Origin of the sequence: Micropruina sp. (genome assembly GCF_047602385.1) — a bacterium.
Classification (GTDB): domain Bacteria; phylum Actinomycetota; class Actinomycetes; order Propionibacteriales; family Propionibacteriaceae; genus Micropruina.
In genome coordinates, this window is the sequence record NZ_JASGHL010000003.1 from 405,891 (window position 1) to 427,986 (window position 22,096).

The 22,096-nt window shown below is 71.2% G+C and carries 23 protein-coding genes; 6 read left to right on the forward strand and 17 right to left on the reverse strand.

The window, feature by feature from the left end; all coding sequences use genetic code 11:
* From QM711_RS11450 to QM711_RS11490, 9 genes are all read right to left on the reverse strand, one after another.
* Positions 1-186, reverse strand: coding sequence for a Trm112 family protein (locus QM711_RS11450; protein WP_415099393.1), 186 nt, complete (start codon positions 184-186; stop codon positions 1-3).
* Positions 179-1,540: a phosphomannomutase/phosphoglucomutase gene (gene manB, locus QM711_RS11455; protein WP_415099395.1), complete on the reverse strand. Its 1,362-nt coding sequence runs from the start codon at positions 1,538-1,540 to the stop codon at positions 179-181. The genes QM711_RS11450 and manB overlap by 8 nt, the downstream gene beginning before the upstream one ends.
* A gap of 29 nt (positions 1,541-1,569) precedes the next feature.
* Entirely contained in the window at positions 1,570-1,914 is a 345-nt protein-coding gene (locus tag QM711_RS11460) for a DUF3499 domain-containing protein (RefSeq protein WP_415099397.1), read from the reverse strand.
* A gap of 90 nt (positions 1,915-2,004) precedes the next feature.
* Positions 2,005-2,451, reverse strand: coding sequence for a metallopeptidase family protein (locus tag QM711_RS11465; RefSeq protein ID WP_415099399.1), 447 nt, complete (start codon positions 2,449-2,451; stop codon positions 2,005-2,007).
* Between the two features lie 61 nt (positions 2,452-2,512).
* Positions 2,513-3,328 carry a YhfC family intramembrane metalloprotease gene (locus QM711_RS11470; protein ID WP_415099401.1) on the reverse strand — a complete coding sequence of 272 codons (816 nt, stop codon included), beginning with the start codon at positions 3,326-3,328 and terminating at the stop codon, positions 2,513-2,515.
* A 1-nt stretch (position 3,329) separates the two neighbouring features.
* Complete coding sequence (locus QM711_RS11475; RefSeq protein WP_415099403.1) at positions 3,330-7,565, reverse strand: DUF5719 family protein; 4,236 nt, start codon at positions 7,563-7,565, stop codon at positions 3,330-3,332.
* 32 nt (positions 7,566-7,597) lie between these two features.
* The gene (locus QM711_RS11480) at positions 7,598-7,861 is read right to left on the reverse strand and encodes a WhiB family transcriptional regulator (RefSeq protein WP_415099405.1); all 264 of its coding nucleotides are present in this window, start codon (positions 7,859-7,861) and stop codon (positions 7,598-7,600) included.
* Between the two features lie 217 nt (positions 7,862-8,078).
* A complete protein-coding gene (locus tag QM711_RS11485) occupies positions 8,079-8,789 on the reverse strand; it encodes a hypothetical protein (RefSeq protein WP_415099407.1) in 711 nt (236 codons plus the stop codon).
* Positions 8,782-9,861, reverse strand: a complete 1,080-nt coding sequence (locus QM711_RS11490) for a mannose-1-phosphate guanylyltransferase (protein WP_415099409.1) — start codon at positions 9,859-9,861, stop codon at positions 8,782-8,784. Before QM711_RS11490 ends, QM711_RS11485 begins: the two co-directional genes overlap by 8 nt.
* A 37-nt stretch (positions 9,862-9,898) precedes the next feature.
* On the opposite strand from QM711_RS11490, the gene QM711_RS11495 reads away from it, so the two are divergent.
* A complete protein-coding gene (locus QM711_RS11495; protein ID WP_415099411.1) occupies positions 9,899-10,591 on the forward strand; it encodes a TIGR03089 family protein in 693 nt (230 codons plus the stop codon).
* Between the two features lie 7 nt (positions 10,592-10,598).
* The gene (locus tag QM711_RS11500; RefSeq protein ID WP_415099413.1) at positions 10,599-11,492 is read left to right on the forward strand and encodes a serine hydrolase; all 894 of its coding nucleotides are present in this window, start codon (positions 10,599-10,601) and stop codon (positions 11,490-11,492) included.
* 82 nt (positions 11,493-11,574) lie between these two features.
* Here the strand turns inward: QM711_RS11500 and QM711_RS11505 are convergent, their stop codons facing one another.
* Positions 11,575-12,615: a LuxR C-terminal-related transcriptional regulator gene (locus QM711_RS11505; RefSeq protein ID WP_415099415.1), complete on the reverse strand. Its 1,041-nt coding sequence runs from the start codon at positions 12,613-12,615 to the stop codon at positions 11,575-11,577.
* Positions 12,616-12,692: 77 nt separating this feature from the next.
* On the opposite strand from QM711_RS11505, the gene QM711_RS11510 reads away from it, so the two are divergent.
* Positions 12,693-12,992: a hypothetical protein gene (locus QM711_RS11510; protein ID WP_415099417.1), complete on the forward strand. Its 300-nt coding sequence runs from the start codon at positions 12,693-12,695 to the stop codon at positions 12,990-12,992.
* Positions 12,993-13,054: 62 nt separating this feature from the next.
* On the opposite strand, the gene QM711_RS11515 is transcribed toward QM711_RS11510, so the two are convergent.
* From QM711_RS11515 to QM711_RS11525, 3 genes are all read right to left on the reverse strand, one after another.
* Positions 13,055-14,524: an LCP family protein gene (locus QM711_RS11515; protein WP_415099419.1), complete on the reverse strand. Its 1,470-nt coding sequence runs from the start codon at positions 14,522-14,524 to the stop codon at positions 13,055-13,057.
* A 523-nt stretch (positions 14,525-15,047) separates the two neighbouring features.
* The gene (purE, locus tag QM711_RS11520; RefSeq protein WP_415099421.1) at positions 15,048-15,542 is read right to left on the reverse strand and encodes a 5-(carboxyamino)imidazole ribonucleotide mutase; all 495 of its coding nucleotides are present in this window, start codon (positions 15,540-15,542) and stop codon (positions 15,048-15,050) included.
* Complete coding sequence (locus tag QM711_RS11525) at positions 15,539-16,681, reverse strand: 5-(carboxyamino)imidazole ribonucleotide synthase (protein ID WP_415099423.1); 1,143 nt, start codon at positions 16,679-16,681, stop codon at positions 15,539-15,541. The genes purE and QM711_RS11525 overlap by 4 nt, the downstream gene beginning before the upstream one ends.
* A gap of 66 nt (positions 16,682-16,747) precedes the next feature.
* On the opposite strand from QM711_RS11525, the gene QM711_RS11530 reads away from it, so the two are divergent.
* Positions 16,748-17,464: a Type 1 glutamine amidotransferase-like domain-containing protein gene (locus QM711_RS11530; protein WP_415099425.1), complete on the forward strand. Its 717-nt coding sequence runs from the start codon at positions 16,748-16,750 to the stop codon at positions 17,462-17,464.
* A gap of 5 nt (positions 17,465-17,469) precedes the next feature.
* On the opposite strand, the gene QM711_RS11535 is transcribed toward QM711_RS11530, so the two are convergent.
* A complete protein-coding gene (locus QM711_RS11535) occupies positions 17,470-17,898 on the reverse strand; it encodes a GtrA family protein (RefSeq protein ID WP_415099427.1) in 429 nt (142 codons plus the stop codon).
* Positions 17,895-18,380, reverse strand: coding sequence for a PH domain-containing protein (locus tag QM711_RS11540; RefSeq protein WP_415099429.1), 486 nt, complete (start codon positions 18,378-18,380; stop codon positions 17,895-17,897). The genes QM711_RS11535 and QM711_RS11540 overlap by 4 nt, the downstream gene beginning before the upstream one ends.
* A 32-nt stretch (positions 18,381-18,412) precedes the next feature.
* Between QM711_RS11540 and QM711_RS11545 the strand changes: the two genes are divergently transcribed.
* Positions 18,413-19,048: an alpha/beta fold hydrolase gene (locus QM711_RS11545; RefSeq protein WP_415099431.1), complete on the forward strand. Its 636-nt coding sequence runs from the start codon at positions 18,413-18,415 to the stop codon at positions 19,046-19,048.
* Between the two features lie 360 nt (positions 19,049-19,408).
* The gene (locus QM711_RS11550) at positions 19,409-20,632 is read left to right on the forward strand and encodes an MFS transporter (protein WP_415099433.1); all 1,224 of its coding nucleotides are present in this window, start codon (positions 19,409-19,411) and stop codon (positions 20,630-20,632) included.
* Here the strand turns inward: QM711_RS11550 and QM711_RS11555 are convergent.
* Together QM711_RS11555 and QM711_RS11560 are read right to left on the reverse strand one after the other, a co-directional pair.
* A complete protein-coding gene (locus tag QM711_RS11555) occupies positions 20,608-21,126 on the reverse strand; it encodes a mycothiol transferase (RefSeq protein ID WP_415099435.1) in 519 nt (172 codons plus the stop codon). The genes QM711_RS11550 and QM711_RS11555 overlap by 25 nt on opposite strands.
* A gap of 10 nt (positions 21,127-21,136) precedes the next feature.
* Positions 21,137-22,096 (reverse strand): DUF808 domain-containing protein, encoded by a 960-nt coding sequence (locus tag QM711_RS11560; RefSeq protein WP_415099437.1) that lies wholly within the window; start codon positions 22,094-22,096, stop codon positions 21,137-21,139.

Consider the following 22,096-nt stretch of genomic DNA (forward strand, 5'->3'; position numbering starts at 1 on the left):
TCAGCCGCGGGACGGCCGCCGGGCCTCGTCGATCAGCAGAATCGGGATGCCGCCCCGCAGCGGGTAGGCGAGGCCGCAGTCGACGCCGGTGCAGACCAGTTCGGACGCCTCGTAGTCCCAGGTGAAGGTGCTGTGGCAGGCCGGGCAGACCAGCAGTTCGAGCACGTCGTGGGTCAGGTCAGGCATCTGCGTCTCCTTCGATGATGGCCAGGGCCTCGTCGCGCAACGCCACCAGCTGTGCCTGGTCGGCAGCTTCGACGTTGAGTCGTAGTAGGGGTTCGGTGTTGGACGCCCGGACGTTCACCCACCAGCCGTCGCCGGTGATGGTGAGCCCGTCGTCGGTGTCCTGGACGCCGCGGCCGGCGAAGGCCGCGGCGAGCCGCGCCTGCACCCCGGCCGTGTCGGCCACCGTGGAGTTGATCTCGCCGGAGTTGGCGAAGACGGGAAGCCCGGCCACCAGTTCGGACATGGTGCCGCCGCTGCGGCCCAGCAGCGCCAGCACATGCAGGCCGGCCAGCATCCCGGTGTCGGCCCCCCAGAAGTCGCGGAAGTAGTAGTGGGCGGAATGTTCGCCGCCGAAGATGGCGTGGTGCTTGGCCATCTCGGCCTTCACCGAGGTGTGCCCCACCTTCGACACCACCACCTTCCCGCCGGCCTCGGCGACCACCCGGTCGACCGCTCGTGAGGTGATCGTGTTGATCACGATCGTGCCGCCCGGCTCGCGCTTCAACTCCTGCTGGGCGATCAGCGCGGTGACCAGCGACGGGCTGACCACCTCGCCGCGCTCATCGACGATGAAGCAGCGGTCGGCGTCGCCGTCGAACACCAGCGCCACATCAGCGCCGTGTTCGAGGACGGCGGCTTGCGCGTCCACCAGGTTGGCGGGGTCGAGGGGATTGGGCGGATGGTTCGGGAACGAGCCGTCCAGCTCGGTGAACAGCCCGATGGTCTCGATGTCGAGCGGCCCGAGGACGGCCGGCGCGGTGTGCCCGGCCATCCCGTTGCCGGCGTCGTAGACCACTGTCAGCCGGCGCATGCCGTCGAGCGAGACCAGGCCGTGCAAGTGGGCGGCGTAGTCGGCCAGGACGTCCCGCTCGCGCCGGGTGCCGGGCTGGGCGACCGGGGTGGGTGCAGGCCCCATCGCCAGCTCGGCGATCCGCTTGAGCATCGCCGGCTCGATCGGTGCGGCCTCGGCGAGGCAGAATTTCACCCCGTTGTAGGCAGCCGGGTTGTGCGACGCGGTCAGCTGCACCCCGGGCATGCCGAGCAACCCGGACGCGAACCAGAGCTGATCGGTACTGGACAGTCCGATGTCGACCACGGACGCACCCTGGGCGAGCGCCCCCTCGGTGAAAGCGGCGGCCAGTTCAAGCCCGCTGGTTCGCATGTCGCGGCCGAGGACGAACTCGCGGCCGGCCAGGCCCAGCACCTCGACGAATGCGGAGCCGACCGCGCGGGCGCCGGCGGCGTCCCACTCGGGTCGGTCACCGGTGACCACACCTCGAATGTCGTTGGCCTTGAAGATGGACGGATTGAGCACGTCGGCAGCCTAGTGGGTCGCTACGACGCTCACAGGTCGGCGAGGACCGCGAGGTGACCCTTGCGGCGACTCACCGCGGGCTCGGCGAGCACGGTGACCTCGTTGCCCAGGCCGGCGACCCGGACGGCGTGCGCCAGGGCGAGCAGATCGTCGCTGGACGGTCCGGGGTCGACGGTCGCCTCGGGCAGCCGGATCACCTCCCAGCCGCGGGGGGCCGACAAACTGGCGCTGTGCACCGCGCACAGGTCATAGCAGCCCGGCTCGGCACGCAACGCGAGGGGCCCGAGGACCGCCGTGGAGTCGGCGTAGACATACGTGAGCGTGGCGACGGCGCGGGTCGAGCACCCCGTTCGCGAACACCCCCGTGATCTCACTCGCGTGACACTACCCGCCAGCCCCGCGTTCGTCGCGGAGGCCGGGCGCGAACCTCCAGGACAGGTGCAGGGTTGGCTGGGACGCGGCCTCTACTCCCAGTCGTCGTCGGTGGCCCAGCCCTCAGGGTCGAGTTCCTCCATCGGGATCTCGGTCAGCGCGTGCAACTGCTCGACCAGGGTACGGAAGACCAGGATGCGCAGCCCCTTGCGGGTGCGGGCCCGATGCTCCAGCGGACGCCGGTACAGCACCACCTGGCCGGTGTGCGGCGGTTCCGGACCGATCGCCGCGGCCAGCGGCACCCGGTCGCGGCTCCAGCCGCCGACGGTGGTGGGCACGTCCTCGACGCCGACGTCGATGCCGACCAGGGCCCGCGGGCAGGACGCCGTCACCCGTCCGACCGCCTGCCGGACACAGGCGGTGAAGTACTCGGCCCGCTGCGGACGCCCCCGCAGCGGCACCGGATCGCCGGTCAGCGGGTTGGGCAGCGCCAGCGGTCCGCGCAGGCCGCGGCCATGACGTTCCCTGCGATGTGCCATGTGGCTCAGGCTATCGGGGTCTCGATCGGCAACGGACAAGCTCGATCGACGAACAGCTCGATCAACGACTCGGTTCGGGCGCGACCGGGAACCAGGGTCGGGAGCGCCAGACGAAGAGCACCCAGAACGCCGCCACCAGCACCAGCAGGACGCATTCGGCCAGCAGTGAGGCACCGGGCAGCCCGGAGGTGGCGAGTAGCACGGCGGCCAGGTTGCAGACCCCGTGGATCGCCACAGCCACCACCCAGGCGAGCGCCCGGCGTCCGGCGACGATCCCCCACAGGATCAGCACGCTGAGCCCGGCGTGCAAGCCGATGGCGGCGATCCGCTCGACGCCGGCCAGATAGAAGTCGAGCGGCGAGGTCTGGGTGAGCGCGGTCACCACCCGCTCTCGCGAGGCGGCCGGCAGCTGGTCGAGCGCGGCGGTCTGGCCCGAGTTGATCATCAGCGCCAGGCCCAGGTTGGACAGCTGGGTGAGCCCGATCAGCAGGATCGCCTCGAGCCCGCCGTGCCCGAGCCCGAACGAGACCCCGTCGATCCAGCGGCGGAACCGGCGCAGCAGCCACAGCATCACCAACAGCCGCCCGGTCTCCTCGAACAGCCCCGCGCTGAAGCTGGCCACCGGCGCCGAGATCAGCCATTGCGCCCAGGGTGCGGACTGAGTCGACAGCCATGCCATCAGCGGAATCCGGGTGAGCACCTGGGAGACCGCAAAGGCGAGCATGCCGGCCGCGAAAGCCCTTGCCACACCGGGATAACGGGGTTCGCCTGCGGTGCGCCGGGTGCCCAGCCAGATCAGTCCGCCGAACGGCACCAGCACACAGATCAGCAAGGTGATGACCATTCCGACGATCGAAGCCTGGGGAACCATGGGCATGTCAGGAGCCTAACCGCGGGTCGTGCCGGACCGGTGGCAACTCGACCGCCGCGAGACCGCCCGGCACCGCCAGCGACGCGACGCCGGCCACCTTCCCGAGCGGGACGCGGACCGCGACCGAGGCGTGCACCGGGCTCGCCGTCCGGGGCTCCAGGGTGACCAGCACGTCGGCGGCCGCCGGCAGCGCGACGCTGACATCGGCGGACCCCGGCACGTTGACCACCCTGTCCAGCAGCGTCTTGCCGCCGCGCGCCGCCCGGACCAGCACCCGGACGCCGACCGGGTCGGTGCCGGCGGCGGCCAGGTGCAGCACCGGCGCGGTCCGCTGCCCGGGGGTCAGCGCCAGGACCCCCGGTCCCGCCAGCGGCGTGGTCGCCACCTGCGTGGAGATGTCGGACGCCTCGGCATCGCCGCCGTTGTCCGCGATCACCGCGGCGGTCACCTTCTGCTCCGAGATCAGCCGCAGTCCGACCGGCGCCTCGGCCAGCACGCGTCCGAGCGGGACCACCCGGCTGGTGCCGGGCGGAAGCTGCAGGGTCTCCAGGCCGGGGACCGCGCTGGCGCCGTCCGCACCCAGCACCTGGAGTGCGACACTGGCCGTCCGCTCGCCCGGGTTGACTACGACCAGGTCGCGTCGGCCCTTGCCGGACGGCAGTCCGGGGATGACCACCGCGCTCGCGGGCTCCGTGGTCGGCGGCAGCCAGTCGGCGCCGGCGGTGCGGTCGCCGCGCAACACGCGCTGGCGGACCATCGCCGCCACCCGTCCGGCGGAGGTGCTGACCTGCAGCGAGACCGGCTGGGCGGCGATGAACAGCGGTCCCAGCGGCACCACCCGGCTGCTTCGCGCGGCGACCACGATGCCCCGCGACCCGGGGGCGGCCAGCCGCCCCTGCGGCCCGTACACCGCCACGTCGACGGCGGCGTCCTGGGCGTCGGCGTTGAGCAGCACCAGCTCGGCGACGCCGGCGGCCGAGGAATCGACCCCGGCGAACCACTGCGAACTGCTCGGTCGCGGGCACGAGGCCATCGAGAGTCCGCGGTCGGCGCCTTGGCTCGAGGCCGTCCGGGTGGTTGCCGAGAACGGGTCACGCCGTGGTGCGCTGACCACCAGCGGCGCGCTGGCGCCAAGGTCGGCGTAGCTGGCCGCGGGGCTGGCGATGGGGCTGTCCGGGTCGCCCAGCGGCGCCGGCTGCACCCCGCCGCCCGGTGAGTAGGCGGCGATGCCGGACGGGAGGTCGGCCACCGTCGGGCACACCACCGCGAGCCGCGCGCGATCGTCGTCGGCAGCAATCACCGGCGCGGGAAACTGCACCGGCACACCGGACGCCCCCAGCACCGAGCCGGCCACCACCAGCGCCGCGACCAAGGGCACCGCGGCCCGGCCGATGCCCGCCCTCACTGTCGCCTCCGCACCCGCGGCGAGGCGAGGATCGCCAGCAGCACCACGCCGGCCAGCTGCGACCATGCCCACAGCGGCGACGCTCCGGGCAGCCCGAACCGCAGGACGCCGCCGCCGGAGCCGAGCGCGAACGCCTGCCGTCCGTCGGGCAGGGTCCGGGGTGCGAGCGGCCGGCCGTCGACGGTGGCCCACCAGCGCGGATCCGCTGGCTCGGCCAGCACCAGCTCGCGGGACTCGATACCGGCCGGAATCGTCGCGCCGTCGCCGGTCGCCGCGATCTCGGCGGCCACGATGGTGGCGCGGGCCGCGTTCGGCACCGGCCAGGTGGCACCGCCCTCGTCGCCGGTCCCGACGCCGAGCCCGGGCACGTTGCCGATCGCCGTCCGCAGGCCGGCGTCGCCGCCCTGCAACCAGAGGTAGCCCACGCCCAGCCGGGCCAGATCGGCGCTCAGTTGATCGTCGGCGCTGCCCGAGAGCAGCCGGTTCACCACCGACGCCGCCAGCCCGCGCTGCGGCTCGACCGAGCCGGCCAAGCCCCGTTCGTCTTCGCCGAGCCGGGGCAGGTCGCCCTCCAGCAGCGCCCACCGGACGCCCCCGGACTCGCGGGCGATCGCCAGCGTCCGGACCGGGGCGGGCGAAGTCATCGCCACCCGGACGAACGGTGGCAGCACCTCGGACGTGGTCCGCTGCCAGCGTTGCCGTACCGGCCCAGGCCCACCAGCCGGCGCCCACCCCGACCGCTGCGACCACCACCGCCGCCAGCGCCAGCACGGCGGCGTGCCAGCCGCCCAGCGTCCGCCGGCGCAGTCCCGCGGTCAACCCGGCCAGTCCGCGTCCGGCCGCCAGGATCAGCCCGCCGAGCATCAGCACCAGCCAGGGCAACACCTGCGGACGCGCCTGCGTCCCCGGCGGGACGGTGACCACCAGCCGGCTCAGGCCCAGCGCCAGGCCGAGGCCGAGGATCGCCGCGACGAACCCCGGAACGGCTGCCCGCGGCCGTCGGTACAGGCCGAGCAGCGCCGCCACCCAGGCCGCCCCGGCGACGGCGGCGCACACCCACAGCGGTGCCACCCCGATGCCGCTCGGGTGGGCGAGCAACAGTTCCCAGCCCTGGGAGAGCTCCTCCGTGGCGAGGGTGGGCGAAGCGCCGGTCAGGAAACGACCCGGGAAGGACCACCAGGCCACCACGGTCGGACCCAGCCCGACCAGCCCGGACGCCGCCACCAGCCCCGCCTGGCCGACGCCCCGCCAGCTCCGCACGGCCGGGGCCACGGCCATCGCGAGCAGCACCAGCGCCCAGGTGAGCGGCACTTCGACGATCGCGAAGGCCAGCCACAGCCCGATCGCGCCGGCCGCCCGCCAGCTGCCCTCGGCCACCCAGGCGGCGAGCGCGTGGGCGAGCAGCGGCAGCAGCACCGCCCAGGTCAGCACGCCCAGCCAGCCGCCGCCCAGCGCCCCGACGATCACCGGCGCGATGCCGTAGCCGAGCGCCCCGATCACCGCTGCCGGGCCCTCGACGCCGACGTGCCGCAGCAGTCTCAGGGCCAGGATCCAGGCCAGCGGCACCGCGATCAGGAAACCGCCGGTGACCAGCCATTCGACCTGGCCGAAGGTGACCAGTGCGGCCAGCGCGGTGCTGCCCAGCCAGGGCGGTCCGGTCAGGTTCGGGTGGCCGGCGACCGGATCCAGCCAAGCATGCAGCAGGTCGGTCCACCCCTCGCGCGAGGGCAGCAGCCCGGCCCCGGTCAGGCGTCCGTCGCCGAGCAGACGCCAGCCGGCGATCAGGGCCAGGATGCCGACCAGGTAGGCGCCAGCGCTCAGCGGGGAGAGCCGGCGCAGCCGCGAGCGGTCGGCGAAGTCGTCACCGGTCAGTTCGTCCAGCGAGGTCTCCGTCCCGGCGTCGGCGAGGTCGGCCCAGGCCTCCGCGAGACGGCCCGCGGCACGGTCGACGAACTGGCCCGCGAGCCGGCGACGGGTGGGGGTCAGGCCCGGGAACGTGACGCCCCGCACCGCACGGCTGCGCAGCACCGCCGCTGCCGGCCGGTCGCCGAGCCAGGCCGCCAGGGCGCGCAGCTCGGCGGCGGCGCGGCCGGCGTCCTTGCCGAGCAGGAAGCCCAGGGCGGCGAGCAGGCTGCCGATCAGCAGTCTTGATCCGGTCCAGGCCGACCGGCCGGCAGCGGCCATCCGCAGTTCCCAGGCGCGTTGCTCGACCGGGTCGGCCTGTCCCGGCGCCGCCCGGGACACCCGGGCCGCGGGCTCGGCGACCACGGTGAACCCGAGCGCGTTCGCCCGGCGGCCGAGTTCGACGCCGGCCAGGGCGTCCGGCAGCTCGGTCAGTGCGCCGTCGAGCTTCGCCCAGGCGTCGCGGCGGACCAGCGCGGCGGAGAGATCCACGCCGAGCACGGACATGGTGGACAGCTGGCCCTGGTCGAGTTCGCCGCCCTCGACCGCCGGCACCATTCGGCCGGCGGGGGTCACGGTGAGGCCGCAAGACTCGATCCGGCCCGCCCGCGCGCGCCGCTGGGAGCGCAGCATCAGCGGACCGACCAGCGCGACCTGCTCGGACTCGATCCCGCTACGGACCAGGCGCTCGAGCGCGTCCGGTGCCGGAGCAACGACGCGGGGAAGCAGCCACAGCCATTCGCCGGTGGCCTCGGCGACGCCGGCGGCCAGGTTGTCGCAGATCACCAGTTCGGCGGGCGGCAGGCTCTGCTCGGCCAGCAGCGGCCGCAGTTCTTCGGCGACGTCGGCGAGCACCACGGCGCTGACCCCGTGCATCCGGAGGTCGGTGACCGCTTCCTCAGTGTCGGCGTGCAACCACGCCCAGGGATCGATCACGCTGACCTAGGGTAGCGGTCGGCGCCGACGGTTCAGCCCGCCTGCTTTTTCAGCTTGCGCCGCTCGCGCTCGGACAGACCGCCCCAGATGCCGAAGCGCTCGTCCTTGCTGAGCGCGTACTCGAGGCACTCGCTGCGCACCTCGCAGCTCAGGCAGACCCGCTTGGCTTCGCGGGTGGACCCGCCCTTCTCGGGGAAGAACGCCTCGGGGTCGGTCTGAGCACACAGCGCGCGCTCCTGCCAACCGAGCGCTCCTTCGTCGCCGTCGTCAAACTCCAGTGCCACCAGCTCATGCATGGCAATCCTCCTCGACCCGGTGCAGCCCGGCTGAACTACATGGAGGAAATTACATGCCTGTTGTTCAGGTAAGTCAACCCGGTTTCTGTGCTATGGGCGTGTCTAGCTTGACTAGCGAAGCGCTGGCCGTCGTTGGTCGGGCCTGTTGAGACCTTGCTGGCAACGGGTTTCGGCGGGCTCAACCGGCGGTGATGCGTTGATCCGCGATTTCCTGGCCTTACCGGTCGGGATCGTTGCGCGGACGCCAGCGCGACTCGGGCTTGGCCGTGGGCAGCTCCTCGGCGGCGTCGGCGGGGACCGCTCCGATGTCCGGACGAGCGCCGCTGGCGGCGTCCCGGGCGCTGCGCCAGGCGGTGCCGCTGGCCTGCTCGGGCTGCCACACCGGCGGCGTCCGCGGCGCTTCCGCCGGCTCGGGCGCGGTCACCTCGACGACCGCGGGGGCCATGTCGAGCCGTCCGGAGCGGACGCCGCGGACCAGCACCCACAGCACCCCGGCCGCCACCGCTTTGAGCACGATGTCCAGCAGTCCGCCGAGGATCTCCATGATCACGCCGAAGGCGTTGGCGGTGGCCGCCAGGCCCATGATCAGGCTGACCAGTTGCAGCGCCGTGCCGATCGCGATCGCCCAGGCCGAAAGCTTGGCCAACCGGACGGCGTTGCCGGCCGCCGGCGGGACGAACAGGCAGGCGCAGACCAGGCCGACCAGGGCGATGACCAGCGACAGGCTCATGATCGACTGGCCGATGCCCTGGAACGCGTCGAAGACCGGTTCGTGCTGCTGCACCACCAACAGCACCAGCCGGGTGACCCCCAGCAACTGGCTGGCGCAGATGACCGCCAGCACCGCCCAGGTGACCGGCTGCCGGATCCGCTTGAGGTTCTCCAGCATCGCCCGTCCCTTCGAGGCCTGCGGGTCCCGGTCAGACATAGCGTTCCCCCGCCTCAGCCCGGACCAGGGCGACCAGCTCGCGGACCCGTTCGGCCGCGTCCACCGGAGTCACCATGGTGATCGACGGGGTGGTCACCACCACCATGCCGGAGCAGCCGAGGACGCCGACCAGGTGACCCTTCCCGGTGGTGTTGATGATCACGTTGTCGGCGGCGTCGAGCCGCACCGAGGAGCCGATCAGGGCATTGCCCGCGGCGTCATGGCTGAGGGTCTCGGCCAGCGAGGCGTAGCCGCCGACGTCGCGCCACTGCACCGGCAGGGCAACGGCGACCACGTGCGCCGTGCCGGCGCCGGCCGCGACCGGCTCCATCACCCCGTAGTCCACCGAGGTCTTGTGCAGGGTCGGGAAGATCTCGGCGATTCGCTCGGGGAACTCGGCCAGTTCGAGCACCGAGGCATGACTGGCCGGATGCAGCGCGGCCAGCTGCGCCAGGAAGGTGCTCGCCCGCCAGACGAACATGCCGGCGTTCCACCAGTACTCCCCCGAGGCCAGGTACTCGCTGGCGGTGACCAGGTCGGGCTTCTCCCGGAACTCCAGCACCCGGTGGGTGTGGTCGAAGCCGGGCACTGACTCACCGCGGCGCAGGTAGCCGTAGCCGGTGTGCGCGGTGGTCGGCACCACCCCGAGGGTGACCAGGGCGTCCGGGTCCGATTCGGCGACCTCGAACGCCTCGGCCAGGGTGGAGGTGAAGACCGCGACCGGTTCGATCAGCTGGTCGGCGGTGACCTGGGCGATCACCGCGTCCGGGTCGCGGGCGGCGATCACCGCCGCCGGCCAGGCGACGGCGTTCAGCGAGTCACGTCCCTCGGGTTCGCCCAGGATGTTCCCGGCCGGCAGCTCGGGCAGTTCGGTGGCCACCTGGTCGGCGTAGGCGGCGCCGGTGCAGACCAGCACCCGCTCGGGCGGGACCAGGTCACCGAGCCGCTCGAAGGCGATCCGGAGCAGCGACGTGCCGTCGATCATCCGGAGGAGTTGCTTGGGGGTGCCCTTGCGGGACAGCGGCCACAGCCGAGTCCCGGAGCCGCCGGCCATGATCACCGCAAACCGCATGCCCTGACGATATCGGCCCCGCCACTACCCTTCGGGGATGGACATTCCGGTGGTACTGGCGGCGTTGCGGCGGCGAGCCCGGACGGCGGGCGCCGAGCCACTGCTCACCCATTACGACCTGGACGCCGGCGGTCGCACCGAACTGAGCGTCGCCACCTTCGCCAACTGGGTGGCCAAGACCGCGAACCTGGTCGAGGACCTGGGCGCCGACTCCGGGCTGGTGGGTCTGCCGCTGGCGGTCGAGCGTCCGGGGCACTGGATGACCCTGCTCTGGCCGTTGGCGGCCTGGCAGCGGGAATGCGCGGTCAGCGTGGACGTCGCGGCCGCCGACCTGGTGGTGATCGGCCCGCTCGATCCCCGGCCGGTGCTGCCGGGCGCGACCCTGGCCTGCTCGCTGCACCCGCTCGGGCTCGGCCTGCGGAACCTGCCGACCGGTGTCCTGGATTTCACCACCGAGGCGCTCAGCCAGCCGGACCTGGCCGGCACCCTGCCCAGCGCAGCGAGCGCGCCGGCCTGGATCGACGGCGCGACGGTGCTCAGCCACGCCGAGCTGGCTGAGACGCCACCGGTCGGCGGACGGGTGCTGGTCCGGCCCTCCGATGCGCTGGGCACGCTGCGGGACGCCGTCCTCGGGCCGCTGCTCGGCGGCGGGTCGGCGGTCGTCGTCGAAGGGACGGCCGACGACGCGCGGCTGGCGGCGCTCCGGGCGTCCGAGCGCTGCGTGGAATGATGGCGCGGTGAACCCCGGACTCTCCTCCCCCTCGTTCTCGCCTCCGTTCTCGCGGCGGACCGGACTGCTTGCGCTCGGCGGCCTCGCGCTCGCCGGACCGGTGCTTACCGCTTGCAGCAGTGGCCCGGCCGTGCCGACCCCGACCGCGCTGCCGACCGGACCGGTCCGCGACCAGTTGCAGGCGGTGCTGAACGTGATCGCCGCCGGGCAGGACAAGCTCGGCGTCGCCGTCCAGGACCTGCGCACCGGCGCCAGCTGGGACTTCCGCGGCGACTGGGCCAGCCAGAGCGCGTCGATGGCGAAACCGATGATCGTCTCGATGGCGCTGCGCAAGGCCCGGGCCGACAAGTTGGCCCAGCCGCTGCCGCCGGAGCAGGCCGGGCAGGCCGAGAAGGCGATCAGGAACTCCGACAACGACTCCGCCGATGCGCTGTGGAAGTGGGCGGGGGGGCGTCCGGGCTATGACGCGCTGGCGTCCGACCTGGGCTTGAAGGCCACCCGCAGCGCCCCCGAGAAGGACTTCTGGAGTTGGACCTGGACCACCCCGGACGACCAGCGCGCGTTCTTGCGACAGCTGGTCAAGGGTGACACCAAGGCACTCACCGACGCCGAGCGGAGCTACCTGTTGGGCCTGATGGGCCAGGTGCAGGACGACCAGACCTGGGGCGTCGGCGCCCCGCGCAGCGGCTCGGTGCAGGTGCAACTGAAGAACGGCTGGGTACAGTTCGAATCCACCGACAAGCTGTGGGCGGTGAACTCGATCGGCCACGTCGCCGGCGACGGCCGGGACTACCTGCTGACCATCATGACCCGGACGCCGACCTTCGACTTGGGCAAGGCCTACTGCACCGCGATCGGCGACTGGGTGTTCCGGGTGTTCGGCTCGGGCGAGTTGCGCTGACGACTTCCCCCTTCCCCGGCCCGCCCGCACCCCGAACTATTTGGGGAGCGCTTGTGGGTCGGGCCGTTCGGGCAGGCATCGATCAGACCTCGGTTTCGGTCCGGACGCCGAGGGCGCGCGACAGCAGGCTGCGCCGCGCGTGGCTTCCGGTCTTGCCGAAGATCGACTTGAGGTGGTCCTGCACGGTGTGTTCGGACAGGAACATGGTGCTCGCGATCTGTCTGGTGGACGCCCCGCGGGCCAGCAGCTCGACCAGCTCCCGCTCACGTGGGCTGAGCCCGTGGCAGCGGGCGAACAGGTCGAGCCGGTCGGCCGGCGAGCTCGGCTCCATGGTGACCGCGATCAGGTCGCTCGGCGCCACCCGCGCCGCCTTCAGGGTCAGCCAGAGCCCGCCGGTCAGGTGCACCCGTCCGACCGCCGGATGACCGTCCACCCCCGCCTCGGACGCGATCAACTGAGCCGCGACGTTGAGAGCCGCGGCCGGCACCGGATCCGTCCGCTCGCCGGGCGGCAGCAGGACGGCCAGCCAGGCGCTGGAGGTGGGTGTCCGTCCGATGATCCGCAGCTCTGGGTCGAGCAGCAGCACCGCCGCCTCGGCCGGTGCCGCCGGCAACTGGGCCGGCTGCCCGAAGTAGGCCGCCTGCCTGCGGCGCAGTGCCTCGGTCAACACCGGCGTCACCTCGGCGAGCAGCCGCAGCGCCTCGTCCGGGACGCGATCGCGGCACCACAGATCGAGGAAGGCCCAGCAGCCGAAGGCGTCCCGGAAGACGACCGAGGAGATGTCGGCCACCCCGTGCCGCGACTGCATCCGCGTCCAGAGCTCGCTGGTGTGGCGCTGCTCAGCCAGGGCCGTGGCAGCGGTCAGGGTCGTCCAGCGATTCCGCCGGGTGAGGTACTTCAACCGCACCAGGACGGGAAGCTCTGCGAGATCCGGGACAGCCGCCAGCGGGTCGACGCCGACCTCACTGGCCGGATCGGTCAACACCCAGACATGCCAGTCGAAGTCGATCACCCGGCGCAACACCGTCAGCGCCGCGGCGCGGAAGCTGCGAGCGTCGGCGGGCCCCGAGGCGCAGAGCCGCTCAATCGCGGCGCGTGCCGACCGGCGGTCCGCTGCTGCCATGCCGTTCAGCGTAGGGCCGGCGAGAACCCCACAAACCTGGGATGCCGTCAGCGGCTCCGTCGCCGCACCATCGGGGGATGACCACGCTGCATATCGAGCATCCGGTGACCGACTTCGGCACCTGGAAGCAGGCATTCGACGGATTCGCCGCGCTGCGGCGCTCGGCAGGGGTGCGCGCGCACGTCGTCCGGCGTCCGGTCGACGACCCCCGCTACGTGCTGATCGATCTCGACTTCGACAGCACCGCGGACGCCGCAGCGTTCCTGGAGGTGCTGCGGAGGAGGATCTGGGCGTTACCGGCGAACAGCCCGGCACTCGACGGCGAGCCGATCACCCGCCTCCTGACGACCGTCGACGCCGCATCCAGCGCTCCCTGAACTATTGAGGGCTCGCTGAGTTCAGCGAGCCCTCAATAGTTCGGGAGCGATTGGCGGCGGGGTCAGCTGACCGTGCAGACCTGATCGAGGTCGTCGGTCTGGGTCTTCACCTTCGGCGTCCCGGACGGCTTCGACGACGAAGTGGACGGGCTGGCGGTGGGTGAGGTGGAGGTCATCTCGGGCTTGTCGCCGGCGGCCTCCGAGGCCGCGATCTTGGTCTTCACGATCTCCCGGATCCTGGCGAAGTCGGGCTTCACCGGCCGGATCAGCGGCGGGGCGAAGCTGACACTGCTCAGCGGCAGGGCGCGTCCCTTCTGAGCCAGGTCGAGCATGGTGCCGATCTGCGAGGTGGGCAGGTCGGTGGCCACGATCTCCTCGCCGGCCTTGGCGATCTCCTGGAATTTGGTGACCACGGTGAGCGGATTGAGTTGCTTGGCCATCGCGTTCAGTACGCACTTCTGCCGGGCCATTCGCTCGTAGTCGGTCGAGCCCTCGCGCGAGCGGGCGAACCACAGCGCGTTGTACCCATTGAGGTGCAGATCCTTGCCGGGGCCGATGTAGCCCAGGATCGGGTACTTCTTGCCGGTGGTGAGGTTGGTGCCGCCGCCGATCGGAACCTTGCGTGCAACGTCCAGGTTGATCCCGCCGACCGCATCGATCAGCGCCTGAAAACCCTTGAGGTCGACCAGCGCCCAGTAGTTGATGTCCAGGCCGAGAATGTTGCCGATCACTTCTTTGGTGGCCTGCACGCCCGGGTTCTTCACCCCCGGGTAGAGATTCTTGTGGTTCGTCGCGAGCGTGTAGACGGCATTGAGCAGGCACGATTGATCGCGGCACCAATAGCCGTTCGGGTACAGCTTCTTCAGCGGTGAGGAGTCCGGGAACGGCGCCCACTGCAGGTTGCGGGGCAGGCTGAACAGCACCGTCCGTCCGGTGTTGGCGTCGATGCTGGCGACGATCATGGTGTCCGGACGCAGGCCCTCGCGGTCGGCGCCGGCGTCGCCGCCGAGGAGCAGCACGTTGTAGCGCCCGCCGGAGGTCTCGGCCTTACCGCCACCGGTGAAGACGTTGCCGAACAGCCGGCTCTGCGCATCGAAGGCCGAGGCCAGCGTCCAGGAGCTGAATCCGACGGCGATTGCGAGCAGGAACGCGATGCCTGGGATGACCACTTTGGCGCGCGGCCCCTGCGCCGGCGGGTTGGCGATCCGCCAGGCATTGACGAACAACAGCGCCCAGCCGATGCCGAGCACCAGCGACGCCCACCGCAATACCTGCAGGGTTACCGGGTTGGCGTACAGACCGATCGCGAATGACCGTGCGGTGAGAAAGAGGACGCCGAACAACACCGCGAGGACGATCAGGGTGCACCAGATCCGCAGCGCGAGGCGTCCGAGCCTCTCGTTGCCGCCGGCCAGCTGCGCCGAGCCCGGCACGATCAGCGTCATCCCGAGCATCGCCAGGCCTCGACGCAGGGCGACGCCCTGGCTTCGGGTCTGCGCGTCCGGGAGCGGGGAAGTCACGACGGCAGTCACCGAACCAGTATGGCTGGCTGTTCCGAACGCCCCGGTCTCGGCTCGCCGTCAGCCCACCGTGCGGGTCCCGCTGTTGAGTCTGCCTCGAACACCGGGGACGGTTCTTCCGGTCACCGGGGACGGTTCTCCCGGTCACCGGTGACGGTTCTCCCGGTTACCGGGGACGGTTCTCCCGGTTACCGGGGACGGTTCTCTTGGTCACCGGTGACGGTTCTCTTGGTCACCGGGGACGGTTCTCTTGGTCACCGGGGACGGTTCTCTTGGTCACCTCGATGGGCGTGACCCGTTGTCCGAGGCTCGTAGGGGACCGGGAGAACCGTCCCCAGTGACCGAGTGACCGGAAGAACCGTCCCCAGTGACCGAGTGACCGGAAGAACCGTCCCCAGTGACCGAGTGACCGGAAGAACCGTCCCCAGTGACCGAGTGACCGGAAGAACCGTCCCCAGTGACCGAGTGACCGGAAGAACCGTCCCCGGTGACCGGGAGAACCGTCCCCAGTGACCGGGAGAACCGTCCCTGGGGGTTAGTCGCCGCGGACGACGGCGCCCTTGGCGCGGGCGGCGTCGCGGAGGTCTTCCTGGAAGCTCAGCATCTTGGCCTGCAGGGTGTCGTCGGACGCGGCCAGGATCCGGACGGCGAGCAGGCCGGCGTTGCGGGCGTTGCCGACCGCCACCGTCGCGACCGGGACGCCGGCGGGCATCTGGACGATGGAGAGCAGCGAGTCCATGCCGTCCAGGTACTTCAGCGGAACCGGGACGCCGATCACCGGCAGCGGGGTGAGTGCGGCCAGCATGCCGGGCAAGTGCGCCGCTCCCCCGGCGCCGGCGATGATCACCTTCAGGCCGCGGCCATGCGCGGCGCGTCCCCAGGCCACCATGTCCTCGGGCATCCGGTGCGCGCTGACCACGTCCGCCTCATAACGGACGCCGAACTCGGCGCAGGCATCCGCGGCGGCCTTCATCACCGGCCAGTCCGAATCGGACCCCATCACTATCCCGACCAGGGGATTCACACTCATCGCTGGACTCCCATCAGGTGATCGGCGGCGGCCTGCGCGCGAGCCCGGACGTCGTCCGGGTCGTCGCCGACGACGGTGACGTGACCCACCTTGCGGCCCGGAACCACGCTCTTGCCGTAGAGCTGGACCCGCGCGCCCGGCTCGGCCACCAGCACCTCGGCCTGCGCTTCCAGCAGATCGTCGCGCGCACCACCCAGCACATTCACCATCGCAGCGTGCGGCTGCCTGGCCTCGGTCGGTCCGAGCGGCAGGTCGGCGACGGCCCGCAGATGGTTCTCGAACTGGGACGTCCACGCCCCGTCGATGCTCCAGTGGCCGGTGTTGTGCGGCCGCATCGCCAACTCATTCACCACCACGGAGCCGTCCGGGCGCTGCATCAGTTCGACGGCCAGGATGCCGGTGACGCCGAGTTCGGCGGCGATCCGCAGCGCCATCGCCTCGATCGCGTCCCGTTGTTCGGCGCTCAGGCCGGGCGCCGGGGTGAAGGTGTGGGTGCAGATGCCGTTGGTCTGCACGGTCTCGCTGACCGGGTAGACCCGTTCCTCGCCGGACGGACGCCGCGCCACCAGCACGCTCAACTCACGGGTGAAGTCGATGAACTCCTCGGCCAGGATCCGCACGCCGGGCTTCAGGTTCGCGAAGGGCTCGTCCGCGTCCGCCGGGCCGTCGAGCTTCCAGACCCCTTTGCCGTCGTAGCCGCCGCGGGAGGTCTTGGCGATCACCGGCCAGCCGGTCCGTTCGCCGAATGCTCTCAGCTCGTCGGCGTCCGAAACCACCGCGAAGATCGGGCAGGGCATCCCCAGCCCGGTCAGCCGCTCGCGCATCACGACTTTGTCCTGGGCATGCAGCAGGGCGTCCGGACCGGGGTGAACCTGCTTGCCACGGGCCTGGAGCTCGCGCAGGATCGGCGGCGGGACGTGCTCGTGGTCGAAGGTGATCACGTCGCACCGTTCGGCGAAGGCATAGACGGTCTCGGCGTCGGTGTAGTCGCCGACGTCGGTGTCGGCGACGACCTGCGCCGCTGAGACGTCCGGTCCCTCGGCGAGCAGGGCGATCCGGACGCCGAGGGGAATGCTGGCTGCATGCATCATCCGGGCCAGCTGGCCGCCGCCGATGATGCCGATGGTTCGCACGGTCACCGGAGGGACTCTAGTGTCTGCTGTCGATCACCCGCGCAGCCGCCCGCGGCGCTTTAGGCTCTGGACATGACCAGGCACCTCGTGGCCATGGGCGGCGGCGGCTTCTCGATGTCCCAATTCGGCGAGCCCACGGCGTTGGACCGCTATCTCGTCCGGCTGACCGGCTCCGACCACCCACAGGTGTGCTTCGCGCCCACCGCGTCCGGCGACGATGCCGGGTACATCCACCGCTTCCTCACCGCCTACGGAGCGCTCGGCGTCCGGACGTCGGTGCTGACGCTGTGGACCGGCGCGGCCGAAGCGGTGGACCGGCTGGCTGTGGCTGATCTGTTGTTCGTCGGCGGCGGCAGCACGGTGAACCTGGTAGCGCTGTGGCAGGCGCACGGGGTGTCCGATGTCGTCCGGCTGCGCTACCAGGAGGGCTCGCTGGTGCTGGCCGGCATCTCGGCCGGTGCCACCTGCTGGTATCAGGGCTGCGTCACCGACTCGTTCGGCGACCTGCGGCCCTGGACGGGTGGGCTGGGCCTGGTTCGCGGCAGCTTCTGTCCGCACCTGGACGGCGAACCCGAGCGCGACCCGATCTACACCGCCGCGGTCACCTCCGGTGAGCTGCCGGGCGGTTACGGTGCCGACGACGGAGCCGGCGTGCACTACGTCGACGGCGTCCCGGCTCACTTCATCTGCGAGAAGCGTGGGCAGCAGGTCTACCGGGTGCTGCCCAATGACGTTCCGGGCCCCGCGGTGATCCGCGAGCCGCAGGAGATGATCGTGCTGCCGTCCTGACCGGTTCAGGCCTTGAAGATCACCGCACGCTGGACGACGAAGTTCACCGCGGTCGCCACGCCCTGGGCCACCACGAAGCCGAGCAGCTGCGCCCAGTTCATCTTGGGCATGAACTCGGCACCGAGCCCCAGCGAGACCAGCCAGGGGTACAGCGGGGTGAAGATGCCCACCTGCAGGGCGAAGGTGATCGCGTACAGACCCATCACTGCGGCGAATTTGCGGCGCGAGCCGTCCGAGTTGAACGTCCAGCGCCGGTTGATCAGGTAGGCCGTGGTGGTGCCGGCGACGAACGACACGATCTTGGCCGGTGTGTGATCGACGCCCAGCGCCATCAGCGCCACCAGCAGTCCGTAGTCGACGATCGCCGACAGTCCGCCGGTGAGGACGAAACGGACCAGCTGGGTGCGCAGGCCGAGCTGGGTGGCTTCGGTCACGCGCGCACCCCGAACAGCAGGTTCGAGATAGCCACGCCGACCTCTTCGACCTTCGGGATGTCGTACAGCACCACGGGGGCTTCCGCCGAGGTGGTGAAGACCAGGGAACCGCAGCCGAACATCCGGTCGCTCAGGCTGCGCTCGTAGGTGACGTTGCTGATCCGCGAGACCGGGACATCGTGGCCGACCTTGGTGATGATGCCCGAGCGGGTGATCAGCCGATGATTGGTGAGGGTGTACGTGGTGGTTCGCCAGCGCAACAGCGGCAGCAGGTAGACCGGAATCGCCAGGGCCACCGCGAGCAGCGTCACCACCCAGCCCGAAACCGGACGCCAGCCGACCGGCAGCATCGCGAAGACGGCACCGAACAGGGCAGCCACCACCACGAGCCAGATCGTGGGCTTGATCATGGTCTTGCCGTGCGAGCGCAGGTGCAGCAGTTCCTGCTCGCCGGTTCCGAGCAGCTTGGCGGGCAGTCCCATGGCCCCCATTATGTCCGTGGTTCGATAGGGGCATGTCCGTACCCCTGCTGGTGTTCCTGCACGGCCTCGGCCAGAACCCACCGTTCTGGCAGGACCAGGTGACCGCCCTGCCTGCCGGCACCCGGGCCGTCGCACCCTGGCTGGAAGGCCTGCGCCCAGGGCGTCCCGACGATTTCGACCTGACCAAGAGCGCGGACGCGGTGCTGGCGCAGCTCAACCGGTTCGGCGTCGACTCGGTGGCGCTCGCCGGGACCGGGCTCGGCGCAAGTGTCGCGGTGGCGGCGGCCGGGCGATCCCCGGACGCCGTGTCGCACTTGGTGCTGTCCGACCTACAGCCGCGGGTGCCGAAGCTGGCCGGGCTGGCCCAGCGATTGGCCGTCCGGACCATGCCGGCCGGACGGCTGGCAGACGCGGGCCTGGACCGAGCCCGGATGCTGCGGCTGGTGAGGGCGGCGTCCGGCATCGACCTGCGTCCCTGGCTGGGCGCGATCACCGCGCGGACGCTGCTGATCTCCGGCGGTTCGGACGCCGCGGGCTCCGCCGCCGCGAAGGATCTCGCCACCGGTCTGGACGGCGCCACGGTCGAGGTGATTCCCGGCACCGGGGCACCTGTGCCGGCCGAGGCGTCCGAACAGTACAACCGGCTGCTCTTCGACTTCCTGGGCTGACTCAAGCTCCGCCGGGTTTCATCGACGCTCGGGTGCGCAGCCGAAGTGGACCAAAGGAACCGTCTCCGGTGACCGGAAGAACCGTCCCCGGTGACCAAGAGAACCGTCCCCAGTGACCGGGAGAACCGTCCCCGGTGACCGGGAGAACCGTCCCCGGTGACCAAGAGAACCGTCCCCGGTGACCAAGAGAACCGTCCCCAGTGACCGGGAGAACCGTCCCCAGTGACCAAGAGAACCGTCCCCCGGTGACCGGGAGAACCGTCCCCGGTGACCGGGGTCGCTGCGAGGGTCCGGGATCTCCGAGAGATTTCATCGGACGGCGATTTCGGCGTTCCCGCACGGCGGTGCGAGAATGGTCGGATGCGTGCCTACCGGGAGATCCTGACCCTTCCCGGCGCCTGGCAGTTCAGCGCGGCCGGCCTGCTGGCCCGCTCGGGCGGCGCGATGATGGGCATCGGCCTGGTGCTGATGGTGTCGGCCCTGTACGGCAGCTACGGGTTGGCCGGAGCGCTCGCGGCGTCCAACGCGGTGTCCTGGGCACTCGGGACCGCGGCGCTGTCGAATCTGGTAGACCGCTACGGGCAGCGCCGGGTGATGTACCCGGCCGCGATCGTCTCGGCCGCCACCCTCTCGCTGCTGATCGTCTTCGCCATGCTGCAGCTGCCGGCCTGGACGCTGTTCGCTCCGGCGATCCTCTGCGGCGCGACCGGGGGTGCACCCGGCGCGCTGGTCCGAGCCCGCTGGACGCATCTGGTCGATGACGCCGATCAGTTGCACACCGCGTTCTCGCTGGAATCGACCCTTGACGAGGTGACCTTCATCGTCGGGCCGGTGGTGGCGACTGCGCTGGCCACCGGCGTCCACCCGGCCGCGGGACTGATCGCGCCGGTGATCTTCGCCCTGACCGGCGCCCACCTGTTGTACGGTCAGCGCGCCACCGAGCCACCGGTCACCCGGCCCGGGCCGAGCCCGCAGCAGGGCCGTCGCCGGCAACGCCTGGTGCTGCTGACACCCGGTGTCGCCGCGGTGATCGCGGTGAATCTGCTGATCGGCTGCGTGTTCGGGTCGATCGACGTGTCCGTGGTCGCGGCGGCCACCCAGTGGGGGGTGCGCGAGGCGTCCGGACTGGTGCTCGCGGTGTTCTCACTGGCGTCCGGACTGGCCGGCTTCTATTACGGCGCCCGGAAGTGGCGCTCGCCGCTGATCACCCGCTTCCTGGGCGGGGTCGCGGCGATGTGCGCGGCCTGCGTGGCGCTGATCGGCGCCCACTCGGTGCTGCTGCTGTGCGTCGTCGGCGTGCTGGTCGGGGTGACCATTGCACCGACCCTGATCAACGGCAACACCCTGATCGGCAGCCTGGTCAGCCGCGACCGGCTGACCGAGGGACTGTCCTGGATGGGCACCGGGATCGGCATCGGCGTGGCGATCGGCTCAAGCGCGTCCGGTCAGGTGATCGACCGCTTCGACTACCCCGGCGGCCTGGCGACGGTGGCGTTCTTCGGCGTCCTGGCCGCCGTGATCGGCTTCGGTGGACGCCGCGCGCTGCTACGCGCCACCGGTCAACCCAGCAGCCCGCGCAGGTAAGCCAGCTGGCCGACGTGCTGCGCGGCGTCGTCCACGATGCTGACCAGCCGGACGGCCACCGTCACCGGCGGGTCCCAGGAGCGGTCGACCACCCGCGCCAGATCGTCGTCGGCGAGTGTCTTGATCGCGGCGACGGAGCGGGCATGCACCGCGTCGTAGTAGTCGACCAACACCTCGGCACCGGTGACGTCGAAGGCGGCCACCTCGTCCGTGGTCATCCCGTAGCCCATCGCCTCGAGGTGATAGGGGACGCCGGACCGCCGGCGCCAGCCCTCGTCCCACACCTGGTCGGCAGCCGAGAGGGCAGCGATCTGGACGTCCTCCTGGCGGGCGAGGTGCCAGGCGATCCAGCCGATCGAGTTCCCGCGCACTCCCTCGACGTCCGGACGCCAGCGCAGGGCTTCGCGGTCGAGCCCACCGACGGCTTCCGCGAGCAGTGGTGGGATCCGGCCAAAGGCGTCCAGCAGCAGATCGGTGGTGCGCACGGTAGCCATGCCGCCGACGCTACTCCGCGGTGTGCTCGGCCGGCGCCGCCCGGCCGCGGAGGCGTCCGATCGCCTGGATCACCGCCAGCACGATCGCGCCGGCGATCACCCCGAGCAGCGCGGACGCCGCGGTATTGGTCACCCAGGCCAACGTCTCACCGGCGAATCCGGGGACGGCGTGAGTGATCGCCTCTTCGGCGTGATGAACGAACTCGTAGGGCGGGTGCCAGCCGAGGTCGTTCAGGCCGACCAGCAGGATGTGCCCACCGACCCACAGCATCGCCACGATGCCGACGTTCGACAATGTGGCCAGCACCTTCGGCATGGCGGCGACCAGGCCACGACCCAGCCCCGCCACGGCGCCGGAATGTTCGGTGGCCAGGTGGAGCCCGACGTCGTCCATCTTCACGATCACCGCGACCACGCCGTAGACCAGCACGGTCATCGCCAGCGCGACGATCAGCAGGGTGACGGCACGGGACAGCAGGGGTTCGGCGGCGACCTCATTGAGCGCGATCACCATGATTTCGGCGGACAGGATCAGGTCGGTGCGAATCGCGCCGGCGACCATCGCCTTCTCGTCCGGACCGCCGACCACAGGCGCGGCCTCGTGGTGGCCGTGTCCGCCGAACTTCTCCCACAGCTTCTCGGCACCCTCATAACACAGGTAGGTGCCGCCGCACATCAGGATCGGGGTGAGCAGCCAGGGCAGGAACTGACTCAGCAGCAGCGCCGCAGGCAGGATGATCAACAGCTTGTTCCGCAGCGATCCGATGGCGATCTTCTTGATCACCGGCAGTTCCCGCTCAGGGCTGAAGCCGTGCACGTAACGCGGGGTCACCGCGGTGTCGTCGATCACCACCCCAGCGGCCTTGGCGCTGGCCCGGCCGGCGGCCAGGCCGACGTCGTCCAGCGAGGCGGCAGCGAGTTTCGCCATCGCGACGATGTCGTCCAGCAGGGCGAAGAAGCCTCCGCTCAC